Here is a 22,340-nt window from a genome sequence, read left to right on the forward strand (position 1 = left end):
TTTCATTGCTGTTATGGATATGTAAACCCATGCCATTATATTATTGATATATCTTGGCATGATTAGCCCCCGCTAAATCCTCTGTGAAAACGAAGTCCTCACTCATATGAACTTAACGGGGACGAATAAACCAAATTCCTATATTTGAATGTTCCAGTTAGCCAAACTCTAACGTACCACTGTCATCAGCATTGAAGCTGAGTACATGCTTAGCCGAAATCTTTGTATCCCATCTATATCTTCTTCTATATCGTCATCGATATTTCAATAATTCTTAATTCTAAAATCTCAATTGTTCGCTGTAATAAATCGTACATGTTAGATATTGCATGACTATTTATTACGTCCATTTCTAAATAAATTTTAAACGAACTAAAGCATTATCAAATATTGGTACATTAACCTTGCTGCCGAATAGAAAACGTTGTGTGGAGTTGATGACGTTACAAATGCAAAAGAAAGAATCCTTGTGTTGCTTCTTTATAGACCTAAATGGTTTTAAACAAATTAATGACACGATAGGTTACCAAGGCGGTGATGAGGTGCTTAAAATTATAGCGAAAAGAGTATCGCATAGTATCAGCGGCAGTGATATTTTTGCTCGTCTTGGTGGTGATGAGTTTATTTTAATTCTGTGTGATTATGGCTCGCCGAGTCATATTGATATCATCGTTGAAAGAGGGTAATTCGAGTAATTATCAATATTACTAATTTGTTGTTTTTATCTGAGGGGCTTTTTCTTTTAAGGCATTGAGTATACAAAGTTAAGTAAAGTGTTGGATTTTTTATAGTGGTGGATTGTTATTTTATTGAACATTTATTTATAGGATTACAAGTTATAATCGATTAAAATAGAGGCAAGGTTGAGGTTTTTTGAGTTTCATCACATTTCTGTGCTCTGTTAACCACTATCTATTTCTTGGTAGAATCATTTTTACATTTGATCGCCAATTCGTTTCTACTTTCGATAAAAAGTATTGCAGGATATACCCAAGCATTAATTATGGATAGTTCGTTAAATAAGTACCGTTCGACAGATAAATATAATTCGACAAATAAATACAGTATTGAAACTACTAATTACCAAGTTGGTCAGGACAACATTAAAAAATGGGGTTTCGATATACACAACACTGTATTCGGTATTAGTGCAGGTTTAATCTTCCTGTTAATTTCAGTCCTCCTCTACGTAGACCCTTCCACTGCAAAAGAAGCCCTAACGAATGTTCGAAATAGCATCATGGCAGAATTTGATGTGGTCTTTATGTGGTCAACCAACTTCTTTGTTCTTTTTACTATGCTATTGATTATATCGCCGTTTGGTAAAATCCGTATTGGTGGTAAAGAAGCAAAAACAGATCACTCAACCCTATCTTGGTTAACAATGCTATTTGCCGCGGGTATGGGCATTGGCCTGTTGTTTTGGGGGGTTGCTGAACCAACCGCTTATTTCACTAACTGGTGGGGTACGCCATTAAATGTTGAACCATTTACGGCAGAAGCTAAATCATTAGCGCTGGCGGCAACGGTTTATAACTGGGGGATTCACGGTTGGGCTGTTTACGGCGTTATCGGTCTTGCTCTGGCTTTCTTTTCTTATAACAAAGGTCTGCCACTATCCATTCGTTCGGTATTTTACCCGATTATTGGTGATCGCACGTGGGGTTGGGCTGGCCACATTGTTGATATTATGGCTGTACTGGCGACATTATTTTCGCTAGCGACATCACTTGGCCTCGGCGCACAGCAAGCGGCAAGTGGTATTAATCATGTATTTGGTACTGAAGGCGGCCTTGGCTTGCAGTTGGTTGTCATTGTGCTTGTGACCCTAGTGGCAATAATCTCTGTGATCCGTGGTATTAATGGCGGCGTTAAAGTATTGAGTAATATCAATATGGTTTTTGCATTTGGGTTATTAGCCTTTGTACTGGTTATTAATTTTGATGTCATCATCGTAACAATTCCTGACACATTTATTGCTTACGCAGAAAACTTTGTGACTTTAAGTAACCCGCATGGTCGTGACGATCTGGCGTGGATGCAGGGTTGGACGGTATTCTATTTTGCATGGTGGATTTCATTAGGACCATTCGTCGGTATGTTCATTGCGCGTATTTCCAAAGGCCGTACAGTACGTGAGTTCTTATGTGCAGTGATTTTTGTGCCAACGTTAGTGACACTGATATGGATGGCGACGTTCGGTGGTATTGCTATCGATCAAGTGATTAATAAAGTCGGTGAGCTTGGTACCAATGGTTTAACTGATATTTCTTTATCATTATTCCATGTATACGATGCAATGCCGTATGGTGATATGTTGTCAGTATTATCGATTGTATTGGTGTTAATATTTTTTATTACCTCATCAGATTCAGCTTCGCTAGTCGTCGACAGTATTACGTCGGGCGGTAAAGTGGATGCACCTGTTCCACAACGTATTTTCTGGGCTGTTATACAAGGCTCAATTGCGGCGACGATGCTTTGGATTGGTGGTACCGATGCGCTGCAGGCCTTGCAAGCGGGTGTTGTAACGACAGGACTACCATTTGCCTTGTTAATGTTAGTAATGTGTGTGAGCTTAATGAAAGGCTTGAATTCAGAGTATCATTTATACAAGTAATGATCTCGCTTACAATTTAAGTGCTAACACTTAATATGCTAAATGCCGACGGCCTCAAATGTATGTTTGAGGCCGTTTTTGTTTTTGTTCGCATGGATGGGAATTTATTTTCGGATATTGTAATTTGTCGTTTCAAAACGTTCTCGACTAGACTCATAACTTAGCTTTACTTAAAGTTTATAACTTACTAGGCGGGAGTTAAGTATGGCTAAAATTGCCATTATTCAAGAAGCGCCTTATGTGCTTGATAAAGCGAGAACGGTAGAGCAAGCCGCGAATATTATTAATACGGTCGCCGCTCAAGGCGCTGAACTTATTGTATTTCCAGAAGCGTTTATTCCGGGTTATCCGGCATGGATATGGCGGCTTAGACCCGGTGGTGACTGGGGGGTAAGTGAAGAGTTACATACGCGCTTACTTAGGAACGCCATTGATCTTTCTTCAGATGATCTTAAGCCTATTATTGCCGCTGCAAAATCCAATAAGGTCACTGTCGTTTGTGGTATGAATGAAAGTGATAATGAGAATAGTAGAACAACCCTCAACCTCAAAACGTGCGCTCGATGTCGCCGGACACTATTCAAGGCCAGATGTTTTTACACTAGAAGTGAATAAAGTACGTCAATCACCAATACAATTTAAAAATTAAAACGGATAAAAGCATCTACTCATGTTGATTTAAAGGCCGTTACTCATAGATTGGTTATACATATATAAATGTATATATAGATTTTTATGTGTTTCACATAGTTATCTTGTTGAAAGCCCTATAAATAGAGTTTATTTGAGTTTTAATGGTATCTTTGCTACCCTGCTAGGCGTTTTATTACTGGTATCACCATGGTTGTAACTGGTGAACTTTTCGTTTTTACTTTTCGATTAAAAAGTATTGCAGGATATATGCTTAAGCATAATTTATGGATAGCTCGTTAAAAAATAATAATTCGTTAAACAAAAATAGTACGTTCAACAAATATAGTATTGACACCACTGACTACCAAGTCGGTCAAGATAACGTTCAAAAGTGGGGTTTTGATATACATAACCCCGTATTCGGCATTAGCGCTGGCCTCATTTTCTTCTTCCTTTCTGCACTTCTCCTCGTTGACCCAACTACCGCTAAAGAAACATTAAACAGTGTGAGAAATAACATCATGGCAGATTTTGATGTGTTCTTTATGTGGTCTACTAATTTCTTTGTATTTTTCACTATGGTATTGATCTTATCGCCTCTTGGTAAGATCCGTATTGGTGGTGTAGGAGCAAAAGCAGAGCATTCAACCATTTCTTGGATGGCGATGTTATTTGCAGCAGGTATGGGGATTGGTCTGTTGTTCTGGGGTGTTGCAGAACCTACTGCTTACTTTACTAACTGGTGGGGAACACCATTTAATGTCGAGCCACTAACGCCAGAAGCAAAATCGTTAGCACTTGCTGCAACGATTTATAACTGGGGTATCCATGGCTGGGCTATCTACGCTATCGTTGCTTTATCATTGGCTTTCTTTGCTTATAACAAAGGTCTCCCGTTATCAATTCGTTCGGTGTTCTATCCGATAATTGGTGACAGAGCGTGGGGCTGGGCTGGTCACATTGTTGATATCATGGCTGTGCTTGCGACGTTATTTGGTCTAGCGACATCGCTTGGCTTGGGCGCGCAACAAGCGGCAAGTGGTATCAATCATGTGTTTGGTATTGATGGTGGCATTGGCTTACAATTGATTGTGATTGCCTTTGTGACATTAATTGCGATCTTCTCGGTGATGCGTGGCATTGACGGTGGCGTTAAAGTCTTGAGCAATATCAATATGTTGTTTGCGTTCGCATTACTTATTTTTGTCATGATCATTGGCTTTGATGTGATCACGGTATCAATTCCTGAAACCTTTATTGCTTATGCACAAAATTTTGTTAGTTTAAGTAACCCTCATGGTCGTGATGATACAGCGTGGATGCATGGTTGGACTGTATTCTATTGGGCGTGGTGGATTTCATGGTCACCATTCGTCGGTATGTTCATTGCGCGTATTTCTAAAGGCCGTACAGTACGTGAGTTCCTTTGCGCTGTGATCTTTATTCCAACGTTAGTCACACTTGTGTGGATGGCGACGTTCGGTGGTATTGCTATCGATCAAGTTGTTAATAAAGTCGGTGAATTGGGTACCAATGGTTTAACTGATATTTCACTGTCTTTATTCCAGGTATACGATGCACTGCCGTTTGGTGATGTGTTATCAGTATTATCGATCATCTTAGTATTAATCTTCTTCATTACGTCATCTGACTCTGGCTCACTTGTGATCGACAGCATCACATCGGGCGGTAAGATTGACGCGCCAGTGCCACAACGTATTTTCTGGGCAACTGTAGAAGGTACAATTGCGGGTGTTATGCTATGGGTGGGTGGTACGGAAGTTCTACAAGCGCTGCAAGCTGGTGTTGTAACAACGGCATTACCATTTACGTTTGTATTGCTAATCATGTGTGTCAGCCTCATTAAAGGTCTGAACTCAGAGCGTCATTTATACAAGTAAAAACTGGGCTTAAAGTTAAGTGTTAAAGCTTAAGTATTAAATCTAAGTTTGAAAACGACATCTTTAAAAATGTCATCTGGTGAACGTCTACGGCCTCAAATGTATGTTTGAGGCCGTTTTTTGTTCTAGTCAGATCGCAAATTTCATGCATTATAATTTCAACTGTGTGTTTTACGTTATATTTTAGGATATGGGTTATTTTAAATACACACGGAGATATGGATGAATAAAGTAATTCTAAAAGGGTTTATCATAGTCCCTACGGCTGATTTATCTGCGGTTAAGAAAGCGCTAATAAGTCATAAAGAGTTAACGCGTAATGAACCCGGATGCTTGATGTTTAACGTCACTCAATCTGAAGTTAACCTTAACCGTTTCGATGTGTATGAAGAATTCATTAATAAGGCTGCGTTTGATCAGCACCAAGTCAGGGTTAAAAACTCAGCGTGGGGCAAGGCTGCCGCTAATGTAAAAAGACATTATGAAATACTTGAGTAAGTTATAATCGATTAAAAATGTGAGTTAATACAGAGAAAGGAAGTGCTGATGGATATAGAGGTTTTTGGCCTTGAGTGTATGCTTGAGATAGATTGAATGGCTATGATATAGTCATTTTATTAAACAGTGTTGTTTCTTTAAAGGTTTATTTAAAAGGAGTTATAAATGTCACTTGAGTCCGCAATTACATTTTTTATCGCAATATTTATTTTTGGTATCACACCTGGACCTGGTGTATTTGCGATCTTGGCGCGAGCCATGGTTGATGGACCCAAGAAATGTATCATGCTCGCAATGGGGATGATTGGCAGTGATGTGCTTTATCTGATATTAGCTTGTTTGGGTCTTGCGACAATTGCTGAGAACTGGTCAGAAGTATTCACCGCTATTCGTTATTTAGGTGCCAGTTATTTGATTTATCTTGGTTATAAAATGCTGAAAGCCTTACCTCAGATTAAAAGTGACATTCAAGCGGAAACAACCGCGCAGAAAGAAAAAGCAATGCTAGCGAGTTTTACGCAGGGCTTTTTAATTTCGGCCTCAAACCCGAAAGTGATCTTGTTTTATATTTCATTTTTGCCAACGTTTATCGACTTGACTGTACTAACGGCGCAAGATATTGCGTTAGTGTCCGTCTTGTCATCGATAGCCTTGATGTCTGGGTTGATGTTGATCGCTTTTGGTGCGAGTCGAATGGCTGGAATGCTAAAGACACCAGCGGCACATCAGCGATTAAACCGAGGCGCTGGTGGCATTATGATTGCGGCAGGTGCGTACTTGGCTATAAGTAAGTAATATTGATTTTTTATCTGCAACCACAAAAGAAAACACGATGAAAATTTTAGCGTTGGTATTTGATGATTATGAAACATTGGATTTACATGGGCCAATTGAGATGTTTGGCCATATGGAAAATGTAGAAATAAAACTCGTTGGTGCTAAATATATAACGAGAAGCTATCAAGGACCAAGAGTCGTTACAGATGCTAATTTAGATGCTGTGACTCCATGTGATCTGCTTATTATTCCTGGTGGTTTAGGAACTCGAAAGCTGGTCGAAGATCAAACATTGATGATCTGGTTACAAAAACAGGAAAAAGTGTCCGCAAAGGTATTTTCTATTTGTACTGGTTCAGCTTTATTGGCTCAAGCAGGCATATTGGACGGGATCCAAGCGACGACAAACAAGATGGCTTATAATTGGGTGACGAGTTTATCAAATAAAGTGTATTGGCAGTCTAGTGCTCGTTGGGTTGATGATGGCAAGTTTTTGACTTCTTCAGGTGTCTCCGCGGGCACTGATGCCGCGCTTTTCTATATACAGCAGATCAAAGGTAAGTCTGAGGCTAAACGTATTGAGCATTTGACTGAGTACCATTGGAATGACGACGCGACTAATGACCCTTATGCTGTTATGAGCTGAAGGTCATTTAATCTTTTCTTAGCTCCTAGGAACTAAGGCTTTTTGTAAACTCAGAATATAGAGTCGCTGGTACCGCCAGTGATTACGTCAGTTAGTTTTTTTATGGCTCATCGCTTGTCCCGTTTTGTTTGAACAGTAAGTCACCTATGATGATTAATATCATATTTTTTTATCTACCTTTTCTTCTAAAGTGAAAATTTTCTTGTTCTCTATGGATGCTAGGATTAGTGTAATGATAATTATTTTCATTTGCTGTCACGGTTTTGGCTAGGCAGTACAATTGATACCAGGTGAAGTGAATTATGGACACAAAATTAAAGTTTAAAGTTAATCATTGGATTAAAAACGATCCCGATCCTCGTACTCGACAGGAATTGCAGGCGCTTCTTGATACCAGTAATGAAACTGAGTTGCAGCAACGATTTTCGGGGCGACTGGCATTTGGTACTGCTGGGTTGCGCGGTATTGTTGCCGCTGGTCCTATGAGAATGAATCGTTTAGTCGTGCAGCAAACCTCTGCGGGCTTAGGTGCATACCTTAAACAACAGATAAAAGATATTGAGGCTCGAGGTGTCGTCATTGGATATGATGGCCGCCATGATTCAAAGCAGTTTGCCCACGATGCAGCAGGTGTACTCGCTGCAATGGGAATTAAAGTCTATCTGACCAGTAAGGTTGCGGCGACACCGTTAGTTGCATTTGGGGTAACTCATCTTAATGCCGCTGCGGGTATTGTGGTGACGGCGAGTCATAACCCCCCTCAGTATAATGGGTATAAAGTATATTGGGGGAACGGTGCACAGATCATCCCGCCTCATGATTCAGGAATCGCAGCATGTATCGATAAGGCAGCAACAGAAAGTATTCGTGTACTAACACCGGAAGCCGCGATTGCTGAAGGTCGACTTATTATGCTGGAGGATGATTACTATCAAAGCTACCGCCAAGGAATAAAGGATGCGGCTGTACTGCAGAATCATACCCAGCCAGAGTTAGTTAGCCTATCCTATACCGCCATGCATGGTGTTGGCGCCGAAATGGCTGAAACAGTGCTTAATGATGCTGGTGTCTCTCAGGTTTATTCAGTGGCGTTGCAGCGAGAACCCGATGGAGACTTTCCGACAGTAAATTTTCCTAATCCTGAAGAGAAAGGGGCGATGGATCTCGTTATTGCCGAGGCGCAGAAGTATGATGCAACGCTGGCTTGTGCTAACGATCCGGATGCAGATCGGTTTGCTGTAGCAGTGCGTACAGAGACAGGTAAGTATCAGATGCTCACTGGCGATCAGGTCGGCGTATTATTGGGTCATTACCTCATGAATCATGCAAGTGAACATAATCGTTTAACCTGCACAACTATTGTTTCCTCTAGTTTATTATCGAAAGTAGCAGCGAGCTTAGGTGCGACTTGTTTGACAACTCTGACTGGTTTTAAGTGGTTAACGAATGTGGCTATGGCTGAGCAAAGTGATGATAACCAGTGTCTGTTTGCCTATGAAGAAGCTTTAGGCTATATGGTTGGTTCAATGGTATGGGATAAGGATGGTTTATCTGCACTCGTGGCATTTGCCCAGTTAACGGCTGAATTGGCTAGCCAAGGACAGACTATTTGGGATCGGTTAGAAGAGATTTATCGTGAGCATGGTTTTCACTTAAACACTCAGGTGAGTATCGCCCTTAAGCCTACGACCCCGAACATTGGGGATTGTCTGCGTAAAGATCTACCGACAGAGATTGCTAATAAACAGGTTTTGAGTACAGATGACATTAGCTGCGGTCTGAGAATCTTTAAAGATGGGTCTACAGAGTCAATTGATTTACCTGCTAGTGATGTGCTTATCTTCAAGTTAGAAGGTGGCTCGCGCGTCATTGTTAGACCGTCAGGCACTGAGCCTAAAATTAAATGTTATTATGAAGTGGTCGAAACTATGACCGATGAAGATGGTTTAGATAGTGTTCAGGCTCGAGCCCAGGCAGAGATGGACGCCTTTATTTTGGTCCATCAGGCATCATTGCCTCAGTAACATAGACTTTTATTTTTATTATTTCGCGCACCAACTTGGTGCGCTCAACACTCTCAAGCACTACTATCGTCCTCTTAAACCTTATTTCAAAGTACTAAAATTTACTGTAACCCTTACTTTCACGCATTTTCAATACATTTTCCTCGTGATCTACGTCTACTTCCCCCCAAACGATAGACTTGGCTGAGTTTTTGCTTTATCTATATATATATAAATGAATATGAATATGCGTAAACAAGGATGAACATATGCAGAAGCTAACAAAAATACCCAAGTGGGTTAAAACGACATGTCCTTATTGCGGTACCGGTTGTGGTGTCGAAGCGCAAGTAAATCAAGACAACTCAGTTACTATTCGTGGTGATGAATCACACCCAACCAATTTAGGTAATCTTTGCTCAAAAGGATTAACGCTAGCCGATACCCTAGTCCCAGAAGGACGTCTTACTGAATGTTATATTCGTGGTCAAGCGCAGAGTATGGAAACCACATTAAGCTATGTTGCATCATCGTTTAACAAAGTGATCGCCGAGCACGGCCCTGACGCTGTGGCCTTTTATGTATCGGGTCAGTTGCTCACCGAAGATTACTATATAGCCAACAAATTGATGAAAGGGTTCATCGGCAGCAGTAATATCGACTCTAATTCACGCCTGTGTATGTCTTCTGCCGTAGTCGCGCATAAACGTGCCTTTGGTGAAGATGCGGTACCTGCTTGTTATGCGGATATCGAAGAAGCTGAACATATTTGTTTAGTGGGTTCTAATCTCGCTTGGTGTCATCCCATCTTATTTCGTCGTATTAAACAGGCGAAAATGGCAAATCCGAATTTAAAAATAACCGTCATCGACCCGCGTCGCACGGACACCTGTGATATAGCGAGTTTGCATTTAGCCATTCGACCGGGCACGGATGTCGCACTTTACAATGGTTTGTTAGAGTTTCTTGATCAAGAAAACGCATGTGACCTCGATTATATTGCCCAACATACCGAAGGTTTTTCAGAAGCACTTGCGTCTGCTTATCAATCAACCCCAAGTTGGGTCGAACTGGCTGAATTCTGTAATCTAGAACTCGATACTATGATGGCTTTTTTCCGTCGTTTTACCGATATTGATAAAACCTTAACGCTATTTAGTCAAGGTGTGAATCAATCAACCAGCGGTACTAACAAAGTAAATGCCATTATTAACTGCCACCTAGCAACTGGCCGTGTCGGTAAGCCTGGTGCGAGTCCATTTTCCGTGACCGGTCAGCCAAATGCAATGGGTGGCCGTGAAGTGGGTGGCCTTGCCAGCATGTTAGCCGCGCACATGGACTTTACACCAGAGAGTCATAAGCTGGTGAGTGAATTTTGGCATACCGATAAATTGGCGACCAATACTGGTGCCAAAGCCATTGATATGTTTGACCAAGTGCATCAGGGCAAGATAAAAGCAATTTGGATCATGGGTACTAATCCCGTCGTAAGCTTACCGGATTCAGACAAAATTCAGCAGGCGTTATTAAATTGCCCGCTGGTGGTTGTCTCTGATTGTATCGCTAAATCAGATACCATCGCCTGTGCGGATGTATTGTTACCGGCGCAAGGTTGGGGTGAAAAAACCGGTACAGTGACTAACTCAGAGCGCTGTATATCACGTCAACGTGCTTTTTTACCGAGTGTCGGTGAAGCAAAAGCCGATTGGTGGTTATTAGCGGAAGTGGCCAAACGCATGGGGTTTGGTAAAGCGTTTAGTTTTGACAGCGAAGCGGACGTATTTGCTGAGTATGCGCAGATGACCGGATTTAAACAAGACACTTTACCGCGTGGTTTAGATATTTCGGTATTGGCAGAACAAGATTACCAACAACACCAGCCTATGCAATGGCCAATACATGGCGACGAGTCACAAGCGCGATTATTCACTGATGGCCAGTTTTCAACACCGTCAGGTAAAGCGAATTTCATCCCGCTTTATTACAAATCAGCGGCAAGTGAAGTCTGTAAAGATTACCCGATGATCTTAAATACCGGTCGTAATCGAGATCAATGGCACAGCATGAGCCGAACAGGATTAGCGACCAAACTTAATGGTCATATGCCTGAACCGTTATTGTCGATTAACCCGCAAGATCTAACCGACCGTGGGATCAAGGATGGCAGTTTAGTTGCGGTCGAAAGTTTACAAGGGAAGTTACTGGTCCGTACACATGCCACGGTGAGTCAAAACCCGGGTGAGTTGTTTTTACCTATTCACTGGAGTCGTCAAAATGCCAGTGCAGGGGCCATTTCGAGTTTAGTGGCAGGACATACCGATCCGTTATCTGGACAACCGGAAAACAAATATACTCCGGTGAGCGTCAGTGCGTGGTCACATTCATCTCGTGCTGCGTTATGGAGTCAACGTCGTTTACAAGTTGCTAAGATATTACCTATGGTAGATTACTGGGTTGAGCGTCGTTTAGAACAAGGTTTCTTATATTACCTTGCGAGTGTGACTGAGCCCGCGACTTTCTTTCAGCAATTAAAATTAGCTTTGTATAATGGCTATATGACCAAACAAGTTGATTATGAAAATACGGCAGAAAAAAAATACCGTTTTGCCATGAGCTTCCAAGACAATTTGGATGTCAGCCTAATGGTGACCCTCGCGAACGATGTTGATGATGATTCTTGGTTAGCCAGCCTAACCATGTTAACGCCGGATGTGGGTTTACGTGCGACGCTAAAAGGGGAAGCGGAAACACCGCCTAGTCGTATGGTATGCGCATGTCATCAAGTGACCGAGAATGATATTATTAAAGCCGTTGAATCGGGCGCTGATACCGTTGAAGCGGTTGGTGGTTGCAGCAAAGCGGGGACTGGGTGTGGTTCTTGTATTCCCGAAATTAAACGGGTAATGGCAAGTTGTGAAATTGCCATTACCTTAGTTAGTTGATTATTGGATTATTGGCTTATTGGCTTATTGGCAGTATATAGAAGTAAATCGTCACAAAGTGGCAAGCGCTGCCAAGCAACACGAATATGTGCCAAATAGCATGGTTATACGGAATACGTTTATTGGCATAGAAGATAGCGCCAATTGAATAAGCAAGTCCACCGGCAATCAACCAGTACAGGGCGCCGGTGGCGAGTTTACCTAATAATTCATCGCCAGAAAAAACAATTAACCAACCCATAATAAGATAGAAAAACAGCGATACTTTCTTAAATCGTTCAGCCCAATAGATTTTAGCTATGATACCAAATATCGCCATTGACCAGACTACACCGAAGATACTCCAGCCCAGTACACCACGCAGTTCAATCAGTAACAATGGCGTATAAGTACCTGCGATCAATAAGAAAATAGCACAATGGTCGAGGGTCTTTAATTTCGCTTTAGTCGCTGGATTCGATGCATAGTGATAAGCGCTTGATGCAAAAAATAATAAAAACATCGAGATGCCATAAATACTAAAACTGGTAATACGCCAAGGATCTGCTTGTTGTATTGAGGGTACTAATAGTGCGATAAGCGCGGCAATACTCAGTAATGCACCTATAATATGAGACCAAGTATTCGCGGCTTCTTCTTTTACACTATAAGGGGCGGCGACTGCGCTGGTCGCAGTGATTATCGGTGTAGCACTTTGTGACATACATCATCCTCTGTTAAGTTGTCCTGGCCATTAGGCGTACAAGTGTACGCTTAAAATATTTTAATTTAAAGGCAATAAATTCATTCTATTGTTTTTTAGTATTATCAAATGACTAAATTAATAAAATTAAGTACTATTATCAATATTATAATAGTTACTATATTATTTTATACGTTGGTTGTAGATACCTTATCGTGGATTTTATAGAGAATTAAGAGGGTTATAGATAATTGTTATGACAGTATTGAGATGGACACTGAAAATAGTCGTGTGGGGCTTATTGATTGCAGGCATTGTTGCTGTCATCGGTCATTTTTATTGGTCAAAACCGCTGCAAAACTATCCTGTACTTGAGATACAGATACAAACATCACTACAAAATAGTGTGAAGGAAAGTTCTTCGCTGGCTCAATTTAGCGGCCAAATTTGGACGGCGAACGATAGTGGTGACGGTGCTAATTTATATCAAATAGATGAGAAAACAGGGCAGGTTATTAAACAGGTGCATGTCAATGACGTCATCAGCTATGACTGGGAATCGTTAGCGCAAGATGCCGGTAATCTATTCGTTATGGATTGCGGTAACAACCAGGGAACCCGTGACAGTCGCACCATTATTAACATAGATACTGACGTGCTAATGAAAGCACAGGACGGTTCAAGTATTGCTGCGATTAACACCACTCGTTTTTCAATGGCGGATAAACCAGACGAAGCGTTAACTATGTATATGCATGATTATGATTGTGAGGCGTCGGCTGTGGTTGATGAAGAATTGTGGGTTTTAAGCAAAAATTGGACGAACTTTCAAAGTCGCTTGTATCGTCTAGATTTAATTGAGATTACTCGCGGTACTGCAAGTGATAAGGTAATCCCAGTGATTCCAGACCAAACACTGAATGTGGACGGGTTGATAACAGCGGCAGATTATAATGCTGCCACAGGTCAGCTGGTTTTACTTGGTTATGATGACAATATTATTTACAAACATCCCTTCATTTGGATTATCCCTGTTGAAAATAAAGACTTGAATTGGGATGTGGCAAAGCGCTTTAATCTTGCGCCTTACGGACAATGGGAAAGTATTCTTTGGCAGGGCGAACAACAGCTATTACTGACGGCTGAAGCCAGTTGGTGGAGTGCTGGACGTGTTGGTATTGTGGCATTAAGTTCGTTAACAGTATTAGATTAATATCGCGTAAAGGAGTATTCTACTAGCGAAAATTACCGATTTGAGTACGATATATTAGCGGACATACCACTACCATAGAGGTATAATTCTGCACGTCAACAGCGTATTCAGTGATTTAATGATTAGCTAGGCGCAGTATGCAAGACGATTTACAAAATAACTTACAAGATTGTTTACCAGACGATTTACATAATAAGCATCAGTATCAAGATTTGATTCGTATTTTTAACCACACATTTTCAAGTGAATTTAATACTCAATTAGTCAAAGGCGATGATGAACCAATATACATGCCGATGAATACTGATTTTGAACAATATGTTAGTTGTAATCATCACCGTATTATTTTTGCCCATGGTTTTTTTTCCAGTGGCATGCACGAAATTTCGCATTGGTTAGTGGCGGGATTAACGCGTCATCAATTGGTGGATTTTGGTTACTGGTATATTGCTGATGGTCGTAATGCGCAGCAGCAAGCTGAATTTGAAAAAGTAGAAATTTCGCCTCAGGCGATTGAATGGATTATTTGTGTTGCCGCAGGTACTAAGTATCGTGTCAGTGCAGATAACTTATCTGATATTATTATTGACCGATTGGCTTTTCAGCACAAGATCCACAAGCAAGTACAAATCTATTTAGAAAAAGGCTTATCAACGCGCACGCAAGCTTTGGTAAGTGCACTAAAAGCGTTTTACAAGACCAAACCGCTGACATTAGCAGATTTTGATTATCGAGGTATGTATGAATGTTAAGCCATTTAAACTGGGTATTATTGTTAATCCAGTTGCCGGAGTTGGTGGCAGCGTTGCATTAAAAGGCAGTGATAATGTTGCCCAGCAAGCGCTTAGTTTAGGTGCTATTCCGCAAGCGAACAATCGTATGTTACAAGCATTGGGCCAGTTTTCTGATCTTGCTCAGCGTTTTACCGTTGTGACTGCGGGTGGCGAAATGGGCGAGCGCTGCAGTTTAGAACTAGGGTTTAATGTTGAAGTTGCTTATAGACCTAAAAATGATGTTACAACCGAGCAAGATACCTATGCGGCAGTTGATGCATTATTAACGCAAGATATTGATTTATTATTGTTTGCTGGTGGAGATGGTACCGCGCGTAATATTTGCGCCAGTATTAACGATACCGTCCCTGTATTAGGCGTGCCAGCGGGCTGTAAAATCCATTCTGGTGTTTATGGTGTGACCCCGAAAGCTGCCGGTTGCGTTGTACGTCGACTGATCTTAGGCGAACTTGTTACCTTGGCTGACGCTGATGTTATGGATATTGACGAAGTCGCATTTCGTCAAGGTACAGTAAAAGCGAAACGTTATGGCGAGATGATGGTGCCGTCTGATTTACGTTATGTACAAAGCGTGAAAATGGGGGGGATTGAGTCTGATGAATTAGTGCTAACAGACATAGCTGCCGATGTGATGGCCGATATGGAAGATGAATATTATATTATGGGTTCCGGATCAACGGTGGCATTCACCATGGCTGAACTGGGACTGGATAATACATTATTAGGTGTTGATGTTGTGCATCAGCATGAATTGATCGCTTCGGACCAAACGGCTGCGCAGTTATTAGCGTTGACGGAAGACAAATCCTGTAAATTAGTGATCACCTTAATTGGTGGGCAGGGCCATATTTTTGGACGTGGTAATCAACAATTGTCGCCGCAGTTGATTAAAAAAATCGGCAAAGAAAATATTATTGTGCTGGCAACCAAAACAAAGTTGTCGGCATTAGCAGGACGTCCCTTAATTGTAGACACAGGGGATGTTGAATTAGACCAAGCATTATCAGGTTTTATTCGTGTAACCACAGGTTATCGTGATTACATCATGTATCGTGTCGCCAACCCAGAGTATGAGGAATAATCATTGTCTAAAGCTACTTATCAAAGCAAGCTAATGGAAAAGCTTGATGGATTTGTAGAACAAGGAACGTCGGATCAACTATTTGCGGCTGAATATTTACACGGCCACGTTATTTTCGCAACAGCGAAGTGCGAAAATATAGGTAAAATATATCCCCACGATATTAAATTTCAGGTCGTGCACAGTTTGCGAGATGCGCTTGTTGCTAATGAGTTAACCCCTCATAAACAAGAGCTAGTACTTAGCATGTGGGATGCGATCAATAAACATTGATATTCGATAAAATGATTATTAATAACCAAGCTTGTTAATTATTCACTATAAATTAATGTTGTTTGCCAGTTAAAACCAGCGATTATATTGCTGGTTTTTTTTCGTCTATTATTTACCGTAATTAAGATTACATCTTTTAATAAAGTGCCAACTTGATATCCACATAAATTTAATTTATTTGCTCTGCTTAACGTCCAAGCCATACCTTAGTATGATCTAGGTCTAATAAATATAAATATGTTTATAAAAATAAAGCTTAATTTAAATATTAGTTTTTCACAACAATGTTATTTATTAACAATGAGTTATTTAAAACCATAAAATTAATGATACGAAATCCTTAATGGCAGTGAATTTATCTAACTTGGTGTCTTATGCTGCCATTTTTGTTTATTGTGATTACTAGTGCTAACTTTAAACTTTAAACTTCCCATTTAATTCTGGTATATCTGTTAATTTGATGAATAACACTACTAGATGCAATCTGGTTGTACCTGTTATTTTTTTGCGTTATAACTTTCCTGCACTCAAATCGAGACAGGTTGTCACTATCGGGTGCGTTATTTTGCGATAACTCAAAAATAAAGGATTAGATATGTTAAAAAAAACTCGGACTTTACTCCCTATCTTAATTGGAGCCTTGTGTTTCATCGTCGCACCTGTTCAAGCTGATACCTCGGGTAAAACCAAATATCCGGTGGTATTAGTACATGGACTGGCGGGATTTGATAGTGTGTTAGCAGATTATTTTTATGGTGTTAAGGGGGCATTAGCAGATGTTGGCGCGACTGAAGTATATACACCACAAGTCAGTGGTTATGATACAAGCGAAGTACGTGGCGAACAGTTACTCAGTTATTTAGAAGAACTCAGTGCTATTACTGGCGCGGAAAAATTTAACTTAATTGGTCATTCTCAAGGTGGGATTGATTCACGCTATGTTGCCTCTGTGCGACCAAACCTTGTGGCTTCGGTTACTTCTGTGGGCTCTCCACATCTTGGTACAGGTACCGCCGATTTAATTAAGGACTCGCCATTAGAAGGTCCTGCGATGGCAATCGGTAATGCCATTGCGAGTTTATTAGCTGTTGTAACAGGTAATAATGAGCAGCAAGCAAATGTGATGGGCTCACTCGAAGCTTTGAACTCTAAAGATGCGGCTATTTTTAATGCCAAATACCCTGAGGGTTTAAGACAAGGCGAGTGTAAAGCGACGCCAAGTTATAACGCTGGTTCGTGGTGGTGGCCAAACTGGATTTATGATTACTCAGTCAATGACGGCGATCATAACGTGAATGGTGTTTCTTATTATTCATGGAGTGGGACATACAATCCACTATTCAACTCAAATGTAATTGACCTTGCTGATGGTTTACTTGCTGTTACCTATTTAACGATTGATGAAGCCAATGATGGGCTTGTAGGTCGTTGTTCGTCACACCTAGGTAAAGTGATTCGTGATGATTATACCATGAACCATGCAGATGAAATTAATGGTATGTTTGGTCTACGTGGTTTAGGTAGTACAAGTCCATTACCGTTATATGCTGCACATGCTAAGCGTTTAACGAGCGCAGGCCTGTAACCAACTTATTTTTAATAAAGCACTAAGCACTGTAAATATATTGCAGTGCTTAGCTACGTAGGACGCTTGCTATGTCATTAAAACCAAACGCACTTCTTGTTGTCACTGTATTATTCTGTGGTATCGCCATTGTTGGTGGTACATTATTTCTATCGGAAGGTGATGCTAACTCGATTGCCATAGAGCCAGCCCCAACGTTAGAGCCGCATCAAGATATTTATCCATTATCAACGGAGAAAATTAACGCGCTAGTTAATGTGACAAGAGAGAGTTCGGCTCAGGAACGGGATTCTCAACCAGTACAAGTAATACCTTTGTTACTACCAAGCTCATTATTAGGTTCAACGCTACCATTAACACTTGATGTTAATGAGAGTGGGGAACTGATCATTAATAAAAAAATTCAGCATTTATTCGATTTTTACCTCTCGGCTATGGGTGAGGAAAGTTTAGATATCATCGTTACACGCATTAAACATAGTCTTACATCACAACTCGTTGATCCTGCTCTGACACAAAGTGTGGACATATTAACGGGTTATTTGCAGTACCTTAATGAAGTTTCGGCAATTAAGCAGCAGTTTGAACAGGATATTGATCCAGAGAACATAGGGGAGTATGCATTAGAGAATGTTATTCAAGTCCGAGAAATGGTACTTGATGCCAGGGCGAGTTATCTTGATAGTAATGTGATCGATGCTTTTTTTGGTCAAGCTGATGAGTACGAAGATTACATGTTAAGTCTGGCTATGATTAATAAAAATAATGAATTAGATACTGCCGAAAAGCAATCGGCAAAAGCAGAACTCGATGCCGCAGCACCTGCGTGGTTATTGGCGCAGCAGCGTAATGCAAATCAGCTAAATACATACCGAGATCAATATAAGACGCTGCAAGAACAAGGGGCGAGTCAGACTGAATTACAAGACTTCACTCAACAGTCATTTTCACCAGAAGTGGCTGACCGATTAGCGACACTTGATGAAAAGCGTCAGCAGTGGCAAGTCAAGCTAGACGAATACAGAGAGCAACTTGCTGTTATTACAGCTCGCGCTACTTACAATAATAACGACAATGATAGCGATAGTGAGCAACAACAGCTGGAAATTACACAGTTGCGGAAGGTTTACTTTACCCCCCAGGAAATTAAACGCGTTAGTGCATTAGATGGAATCACGACCACTGCGTTGTAATACCACCATAGAACGGCCTGATAATTGATAGTGATCGTTTACATTCAGAGCGGCTAATTGCATCGAACTGGTATCACAAACACGATGCCAAATTGGCGGTACATTAGGCAGTTTAAAATCGACTGGAATATCGACTTGATTGAATAATAATAATAATTCATCGCCATCAGTGCCTAGGCCTAGATGTAACCCCATGCAGGTTTGGTGCTCCCAGTCATGTTGTTGCATGGTACTACCATCACTGCAGTACCAATGAATGCGGTGGTCATTACGGCCATCCCCCGTAAACGCATTAATGAACGGTAGCATGTATTGCTTACGCACTTTGATCATCTTGCTTAACCAATCTTGGAAATCTTGTTTTACCTCGTCCATTTCCCAGTTTAGCCAGCTGATCTCATTATCTTGGCAGTAGGCATTATTGTTCCCGCCTTGTGTATGAGAAACGGTATCGGCGGCTAATATATGTGGAATACCAAAACTAAACATTAACGTGGTGATCAGATTACGCTTTTGTTTTTCACGAAAAGCGATGATAGCTAAATCATTTGTTTTACCTTCAATACCGCAGTTGTATGAGCGATTGTCACCATGACCATCGCGGTTGTTTTCACCGTTGGCGTTATTATGCTTATCGTTATAAGACACTAAATCTTGTAGAGTAAATCCATCATGATAAGCGATATAATTTACCGGGAGTTTGTGTGGCCAACGTCCACCACTAAAGAAGTGGCGAGAGCCCATGATCCGCGTCGCGAAATCTTTTAGATAACCGTTATCACCTCGCCAAAAACTACGCACTGTGTCACGGAATTTATCATTGCATTCATTCCAACCATCTGGGAAATACCCTAGCTGATAACCGTCAGGACCAATGTCCCACGGCTCGGCGATAAGCTTTGTAGGCTGTAAAATAGGATCTTGCGCAACAGCGTGGAAAAATGGTGCTTGTTGATTGAAACGGTCGCCATCACGGCCAAGTGTCGCGGCTAAATCAAAACGGAAGCCATCAATATGATATTCAGTTACCCAATAACGTAGGCTATCCATGACTAAATTAAGGCTAGCTTGGTGGGTCAGATCCAAGCTATTACCACAACCAGTGTAGTTTCTCAGGCCGTTTTCATCACGTAAATAATAACGGTGATCCAAGGCTTTAAGATTGAATATCGGCCCATCTTGGCCACCTTCTGCGGTGTGGTTGAATACCACGTCCAAGATCACCTCGATGCCGTGTTTATGTAATTCTCTGATCGCTGTTTTTAATTCGATTACTGCATCTTTGCTAGCAAAGCGAGGATCTGGCGCCATAAAGGCGAGGGTGCTATAGCCCCAATAATTTACACCTTGCTGGTTTAATAAGTGCGGCTCGTGCATGCAAACTGCAACAGGTAAGAGTTGTACGCTAGTGATGCCTTGTTGTTTTAATAATGTGATATTGGCCGGATCGGCGAGCGCTTGGTAAGTACCTGGCTGCGCTGAGGTGATGGCAGGGTTGAGTTGAGTAAACCCTTTGGTATGTGTTTCTAGCAATAAGGTTTCTGCCAGGGGGACATCTGGCTGGGGTACACCTTGCCAATCAAATGCGTTATCGATGACAACCGCTTTGGTTAGATGCCAACTTTTTTCAGCATCATAAGGAGGTTGATAATAAGGCGCTTCGCTGACGGCTCTTGCATAAGGGTCGAGTAATAGCCAGTCTTGCCCGTCAATATTGGCGGAGAATCCATACTCTTGTCCCGCGGTGACATCTGGGATAAATATATGGTGAATGCCCGCATATTTTTCTTCGATAGTGAAACTACGTTGTGTTTTGTCATTAAACAATATCAATTGCAAATTGCGGCAGTCTGGTGCGTATATCGCGAAGTTACAGCCTTGCTTTGTTAAAGTGTTGGCTGGTTGTAAGTGCGCTCCAAGGGGATAAGGTTTTGACATAAATCACTCAGTTTGTTAGCTAGGTCACATTTATAGGTTAGCTTCATCTTATGTAATTCAGGGTGTTAAAAGGAGCTTTTACACGAATAAACATGATCGAGTTAACATTATATTTTAACTTTCCGGTTAAAAAGATGTCAACGACCAATAAAAATGCCTGTGAGTTAAAACTCACAGGCATTTTTATATGTAGGGATGAATTATTTTTGATTTATTAACGCTTGTTATGTTGCGCTGCCATGTCTTCTTTCGTGATGAAACCATCGCCGTTAGTGTCTAATTTATCAAAGTATTGATTCATTTCCTCTTTTGAAATTTTACCGTCATTGTTGGTGTCCATTTTCTTGAACATCATGCCTTTATGATGTCTACCACGTTTTGGTAGTTCATCTTTGGTAATGAAGCCGTCGCCATTTTTATCTAATTTATCAAAGTTCTCGGCTAGACGGCCAGTTGCTTCTTCACGAGAAATTTTACCGTCGTTATTGGTGTCCATTGCTTTAAACATTTTACCTCTATGATGTCTGCCTTTGTTTGGTAAATCTGCTTTGGTAACGAAACCATCGTTGTCAGTATCAAATTTATCAAAGTTGTCAGCTAGGCGTCCTGTAGCTTCATTTTTCGAAACTTTACCATCTTGATTGATGTCCATTTTTTCAAAAGACATGTGATGACGCTGATTGTTATCGCTATTTGCATAAGCAAACGTTGTGGTTGTCATCGCTGTTAATAAGGCGGCGGTAATAAAGAATGTCTTTTTCATCATAATCTCACTTTGTTACTTGTTGTTAATCTGTTGATGGGGTAACTATAAGCAACAAATGCGCAGGAATTATGGAGAAAATATGGAGATTAATTGTAATTTTAAAAAAGTATGGATAATCACAAGGTAAACTTATAACCAACCCCATAAATTGATTTGATGTATTCACCCTCTGGATTTGCATCTTGTAGCTTTTTACGTAAATTTTTAATGTGGCTGTCAATGGTACGATCGGTGACTAAGCGATTATCGGCATAAATTTTTTGCATGAGTTGGTCACGGTTAAATACTTGCCCTGGGTGCAGATTAAAGAAACTCAGTAAGCGAAATTCTGCTGGCGTTAATGTTAACTCTTGTTCATTAAATGCTACTTTCATTTGTTTATCATTAATAACCAAGCCATTTTGTTGTGGTGTAGCAGCTTCTACAGTACGACGTAATACATTTTTGATACGCGCCACGACTTCACGCGGGCTATATGGTTTACAAATGTAATCGTCAGCGCCGAGTTCAAGTCCCAATAATCTGTCTATTTCATCCACACGAGCAGTTGCCATGACGACTGGGACTTGGCTAAAAGTACGTAACTCACGATAAATATCTAAACCGTCACGATTAGGCAACATCAAATCAAGGATCAGTAAGTCAGGACTTTTTTGCTTTACCCAGTCAATAACCTCGAGGCCGTTATCAATGATGTGGGTTTGAAATCCTGCCTGGGCGAGGTATTCACATAATACGATAGCAAGGGAAGGTTCATCTTCAACCACGAGTATTTTTTTTGCTAAATTTATCATG

General features: G+C 40.9%; 19 protein-coding genes. 15 read left to right on the plus strand and 4 right to left on the minus strand.

Annotated elements, in window-relative coordinates; translation table 11 throughout:
* Positions 1-389 precede the first annotated feature (389 nt).
* The 9 genes from AKG98_RS01780 to AKG98_RS01820 all read left to right on the plus strand — a co-directional run bounded on the left by AKG98_RS01780 (position 390) and on the right by AKG98_RS01820 (position 12,020).
* A complete protein-coding gene (locus AKG98_RS01780) occupies positions 390-686 on the plus strand; it encodes a GGDEF domain-containing protein (RefSeq protein ID WP_228140184.1) in 297 nt (98 codons plus the stop codon).
* 317 nt (positions 687-1,003) lie between these two features.
* Complete coding sequence (locus AKG98_RS01785; protein ID WP_067040437.1) at positions 1,004-2,620, plus strand: BCCT family transporter; 1,617 nt, start codon at positions 1,004-1,006, stop codon at positions 2,618-2,620.
* A gap of 204 nt (positions 2,621-2,824) precedes the next feature.
* On the plus strand, positions 2,825-3,235 hold the full coding sequence (locus AKG98_RS01790; protein WP_083543854.1) for a nitrilase-related carbon-nitrogen hydrolase: 411 nt from the start codon (positions 2,825-2,827) through the stop codon (positions 3,233-3,235).
* A 302-nt stretch (positions 3,236-3,537) separates the two neighbouring features.
* Positions 3,538-5,154: a BCCT family transporter gene (locus AKG98_RS01795; RefSeq protein WP_067040440.1), complete on the plus strand. Its 1,617-nt coding sequence runs from the start codon at positions 3,538-3,540 to the stop codon at positions 5,152-5,154.
* Between the two features lie 222 nt (positions 5,155-5,376).
* Positions 5,377-5,652, plus strand: a complete 276-nt coding sequence (locus AKG98_RS01800) for a putative quinol monooxygenase (RefSeq protein WP_067040444.1) — start codon at positions 5,377-5,379, stop codon at positions 5,650-5,652.
* 165 nt (positions 5,653-5,817) lie between these two features.
* Positions 5,818-6,447: a LysE family translocator gene (locus AKG98_RS01805; protein WP_067040447.1), complete on the plus strand. Its 630-nt coding sequence runs from the start codon at positions 5,818-5,820 to the stop codon at positions 6,445-6,447.
* A gap of 37 nt (positions 6,448-6,484) precedes the next feature.
* Complete coding sequence (locus tag AKG98_RS01810) at positions 6,485-7,075, plus strand: DJ-1/PfpI family protein (protein WP_083543855.1); 591 nt, start codon at positions 6,485-6,487, stop codon at positions 7,073-7,075.
* A 302-nt stretch (positions 7,076-7,377) separates the two neighbouring features.
* Complete coding sequence (locus AKG98_RS01815) at positions 7,378-9,099, plus strand: phospho-sugar mutase (RefSeq protein WP_067040453.1); 1,722 nt, start codon at positions 7,378-7,380, stop codon at positions 9,097-9,099.
* A 248-nt stretch (positions 9,100-9,347) separates the two neighbouring features.
* On the plus strand, positions 9,348-12,020 hold the full coding sequence (locus AKG98_RS01820) for a nitrate reductase (protein WP_067040456.1): 2,673 nt from the start codon (positions 9,348-9,350) through the stop codon (positions 12,018-12,020).
* Positions 12,021-12,036: 16 nt separating this feature from the next.
* Here the strand turns inward: AKG98_RS01820 and AKG98_RS01825 are convergent, their stop codons facing one another.
* Positions 12,037-12,723 carry a hemolysin III family protein gene (locus tag AKG98_RS01825; RefSeq protein WP_067040459.1) on the minus strand — a complete coding sequence of 229 codons (687 nt, stop codon included), beginning with the start codon at positions 12,721-12,723 and terminating at the stop codon, positions 12,037-12,039.
* A 235-nt stretch (positions 12,724-12,958) separates the two neighbouring features.
* Between AKG98_RS01825 and AKG98_RS01830 the strand changes: the two genes are divergently transcribed.
* From AKG98_RS01830 to AKG98_RS01855, 6 genes are all read left to right on the plus strand, one after another.
* On the plus strand, positions 12,959-13,915 hold the full coding sequence (locus tag AKG98_RS01830) for a hypothetical protein (RefSeq protein ID WP_067040461.1): 957 nt from the start codon (positions 12,959-12,961) through the stop codon (positions 13,913-13,915).
* A 137-nt stretch (positions 13,916-14,052) separates the two neighbouring features.
* Positions 14,053-14,667 carry an elongation factor P hydroxylase gene (locus tag AKG98_RS01835; protein WP_067040465.1) on the plus strand — a complete coding sequence of 205 codons (615 nt, stop codon included), beginning with the start codon at positions 14,053-14,055 and terminating at the stop codon, positions 14,665-14,667.
* A complete protein-coding gene (locus AKG98_RS01840; protein ID WP_067040468.1) occupies positions 14,657-15,790 on the plus strand; it encodes an ATP-NAD kinase family protein in 1,134 nt (377 codons plus the stop codon). Before AKG98_RS01835 ends, AKG98_RS01840 begins: the two co-directional genes overlap by 11 nt.
* A gap of 3 nt (positions 15,791-15,793) precedes the next feature.
* Complete coding sequence (locus AKG98_RS01845; RefSeq protein WP_067040471.1) at positions 15,794-16,063, plus strand: YfcL family protein; 270 nt, start codon at positions 15,794-15,796, stop codon at positions 16,061-16,063.
* 595 nt (positions 16,064-16,658) lie between these two features.
* Complete coding sequence (locus AKG98_RS01850; RefSeq protein ID WP_067040474.1) at positions 16,659-17,648, plus strand: triacylglycerol lipase; 990 nt, start codon at positions 16,659-16,661, stop codon at positions 17,646-17,648.
* Positions 17,649-17,719: 71 nt separating this feature from the next.
* Entirely contained in the window at positions 17,720-18,841 is a 1,122-nt protein-coding gene (locus AKG98_RS01855) for a lipase secretion chaperone (protein ID WP_067040477.1), read from the plus strand.
* On the opposite strand, the gene glgX is transcribed toward AKG98_RS01855, so the two are convergent.
* The 3 genes from glgX to AKG98_RS01870 all read right to left on the minus strand — a co-directional run bounded on the left by glgX (position 18,812) and on the right by AKG98_RS01870 (position 22,339).
* Positions 18,812-20,779: a glycogen debranching protein GlgX gene (gene glgX, locus AKG98_RS01860; RefSeq protein WP_067040480.1), complete on the minus strand. Its 1,968-nt coding sequence runs from the start codon at positions 20,777-20,779 to the stop codon at positions 18,812-18,814. The genes AKG98_RS01855 and glgX overlap by 30 nt on opposite strands.
* Positions 20,780-20,993: 214 nt before the next feature.
* The gene (locus AKG98_RS01865; protein ID WP_067040483.1) at positions 20,994-21,545 is read right to left on the minus strand and encodes an EF-hand domain-containing protein; all 552 of its coding nucleotides are present in this window, start codon (positions 21,543-21,545) and stop codon (positions 20,994-20,996) included.
* 116 nt (positions 21,546-21,661) lie between these two features.
* Positions 21,662-22,339: a response regulator gene (locus AKG98_RS01870; RefSeq protein WP_067040486.1), complete on the minus strand. Its 678-nt coding sequence runs from the start codon at positions 22,337-22,339 to the stop codon at positions 21,662-21,664.
* Position 22,340 lies beyond the last annotated feature (1 nt).

The organism is Moritella sp. JT01 (assembly GCF_001574435.1).
Taxonomy (GTDB): Bacteria; Pseudomonadota; Gammaproteobacteria; order Enterobacterales; family Moritellaceae; genus Moritella.

Excerpts from the sequence above, each read along its gene's own strand:
- AKG98_RS01785 (WP_067040437.1), top strand. The coding sequence starts at position 1,004 with ATGGATAGTTCGTTAAATAAGTACCGTTCGACAGATAAATATAATTCG.
- AKG98_RS01790 (WP_083543854.1), top strand. The coding sequence starts at position 2,825 with ATGGCTAAAATTGCCATTATTCAAGAAGCGCCTTATGTGCTTGATAAA.
- AKG98_RS01850 (WP_067040474.1), top strand. The coding sequence starts at position 16,659 with ATGTTAAAAAAAACTCGGACTTTACTCCCTATCTTAATTGGAGCCTTG.
- AKG98_RS01870 (WP_067040486.1), bottom strand. The coding sequence starts at position 22,339 with ATGATAAATTTAGCAAAAAAAATACTCGTGGTTGAAGATGAACCTTCC.
- AKG98_RS01840 (WP_067040468.1), top strand. The coding sequence starts at position 14,657 with ATGAATGTTAAGCCATTTAAACTGGGTATTATTGTTAATCCAGTTGCC.
- AKG98_RS01830 (WP_067040461.1), top strand. The coding sequence starts at position 12,959 with ATGACAGTATTGAGATGGACACTGAAAATAGTCGTGTGGGGCTTATTG.
- AKG98_RS01865 (WP_067040483.1), bottom strand. The coding sequence starts at position 21,545 with ATGATGAAAAAGACATTCTTTATTACCGCCGCCTTATTAACAGCGATG.
- AKG98_RS01810 (WP_083543855.1), top strand. The coding sequence starts at position 6,485 with ATGAAAATTTTAGCGTTGGTATTTGATGATTATGAAACATTGGATTTA.
- AKG98_RS01835 (WP_067040465.1), top strand. The coding sequence starts at position 14,053 with ATGCAAGACGATTTACAAAATAACTTACAAGATTGTTTACCAGACGAT.
- glgX (WP_067040480.1), bottom strand. The coding sequence starts at position 20,779 with ATGTCAAAACCTTATCCCCTTGGAGCGCACTTACAACCAGCCAACACT.
- AKG98_RS01855 (WP_067040477.1), top strand. The coding sequence starts at position 17,720 with ATGTCATTAAAACCAAACGCACTTCTTGTTGTCACTGTATTATTCTGT.
- AKG98_RS01825 (WP_067040459.1), bottom strand. The coding sequence starts at position 12,723 with ATGTCACAAAGTGCTACACCGATAATCACTGCGACCAGCGCAGTCGCC.
- AKG98_RS01805 (WP_067040447.1), top strand. The coding sequence starts at position 5,818 with ATGTCACTTGAGTCCGCAATTACATTTTTTATCGCAATATTTATTTTT.
- AKG98_RS01800 (WP_067040444.1), top strand. The coding sequence starts at position 5,377 with ATGAATAAAGTAATTCTAAAAGGGTTTATCATAGTCCCTACGGCTGAT.
- AKG98_RS01815 (WP_067040453.1), top strand. The coding sequence starts at position 7,378 with ATGGACACAAAATTAAAGTTTAAAGTTAATCATTGGATTAAAAACGAT.
- AKG98_RS01820 (WP_067040456.1), top strand. The coding sequence starts at position 9,348 with ATGCAGAAGCTAACAAAAATACCCAAGTGGGTTAAAACGACATGTCCT.
- AKG98_RS01795 (WP_067040440.1), top strand. The coding sequence starts at position 3,538 with ATGGATAGCTCGTTAAAAAATAATAATTCGTTAAACAAAAATAGTACG.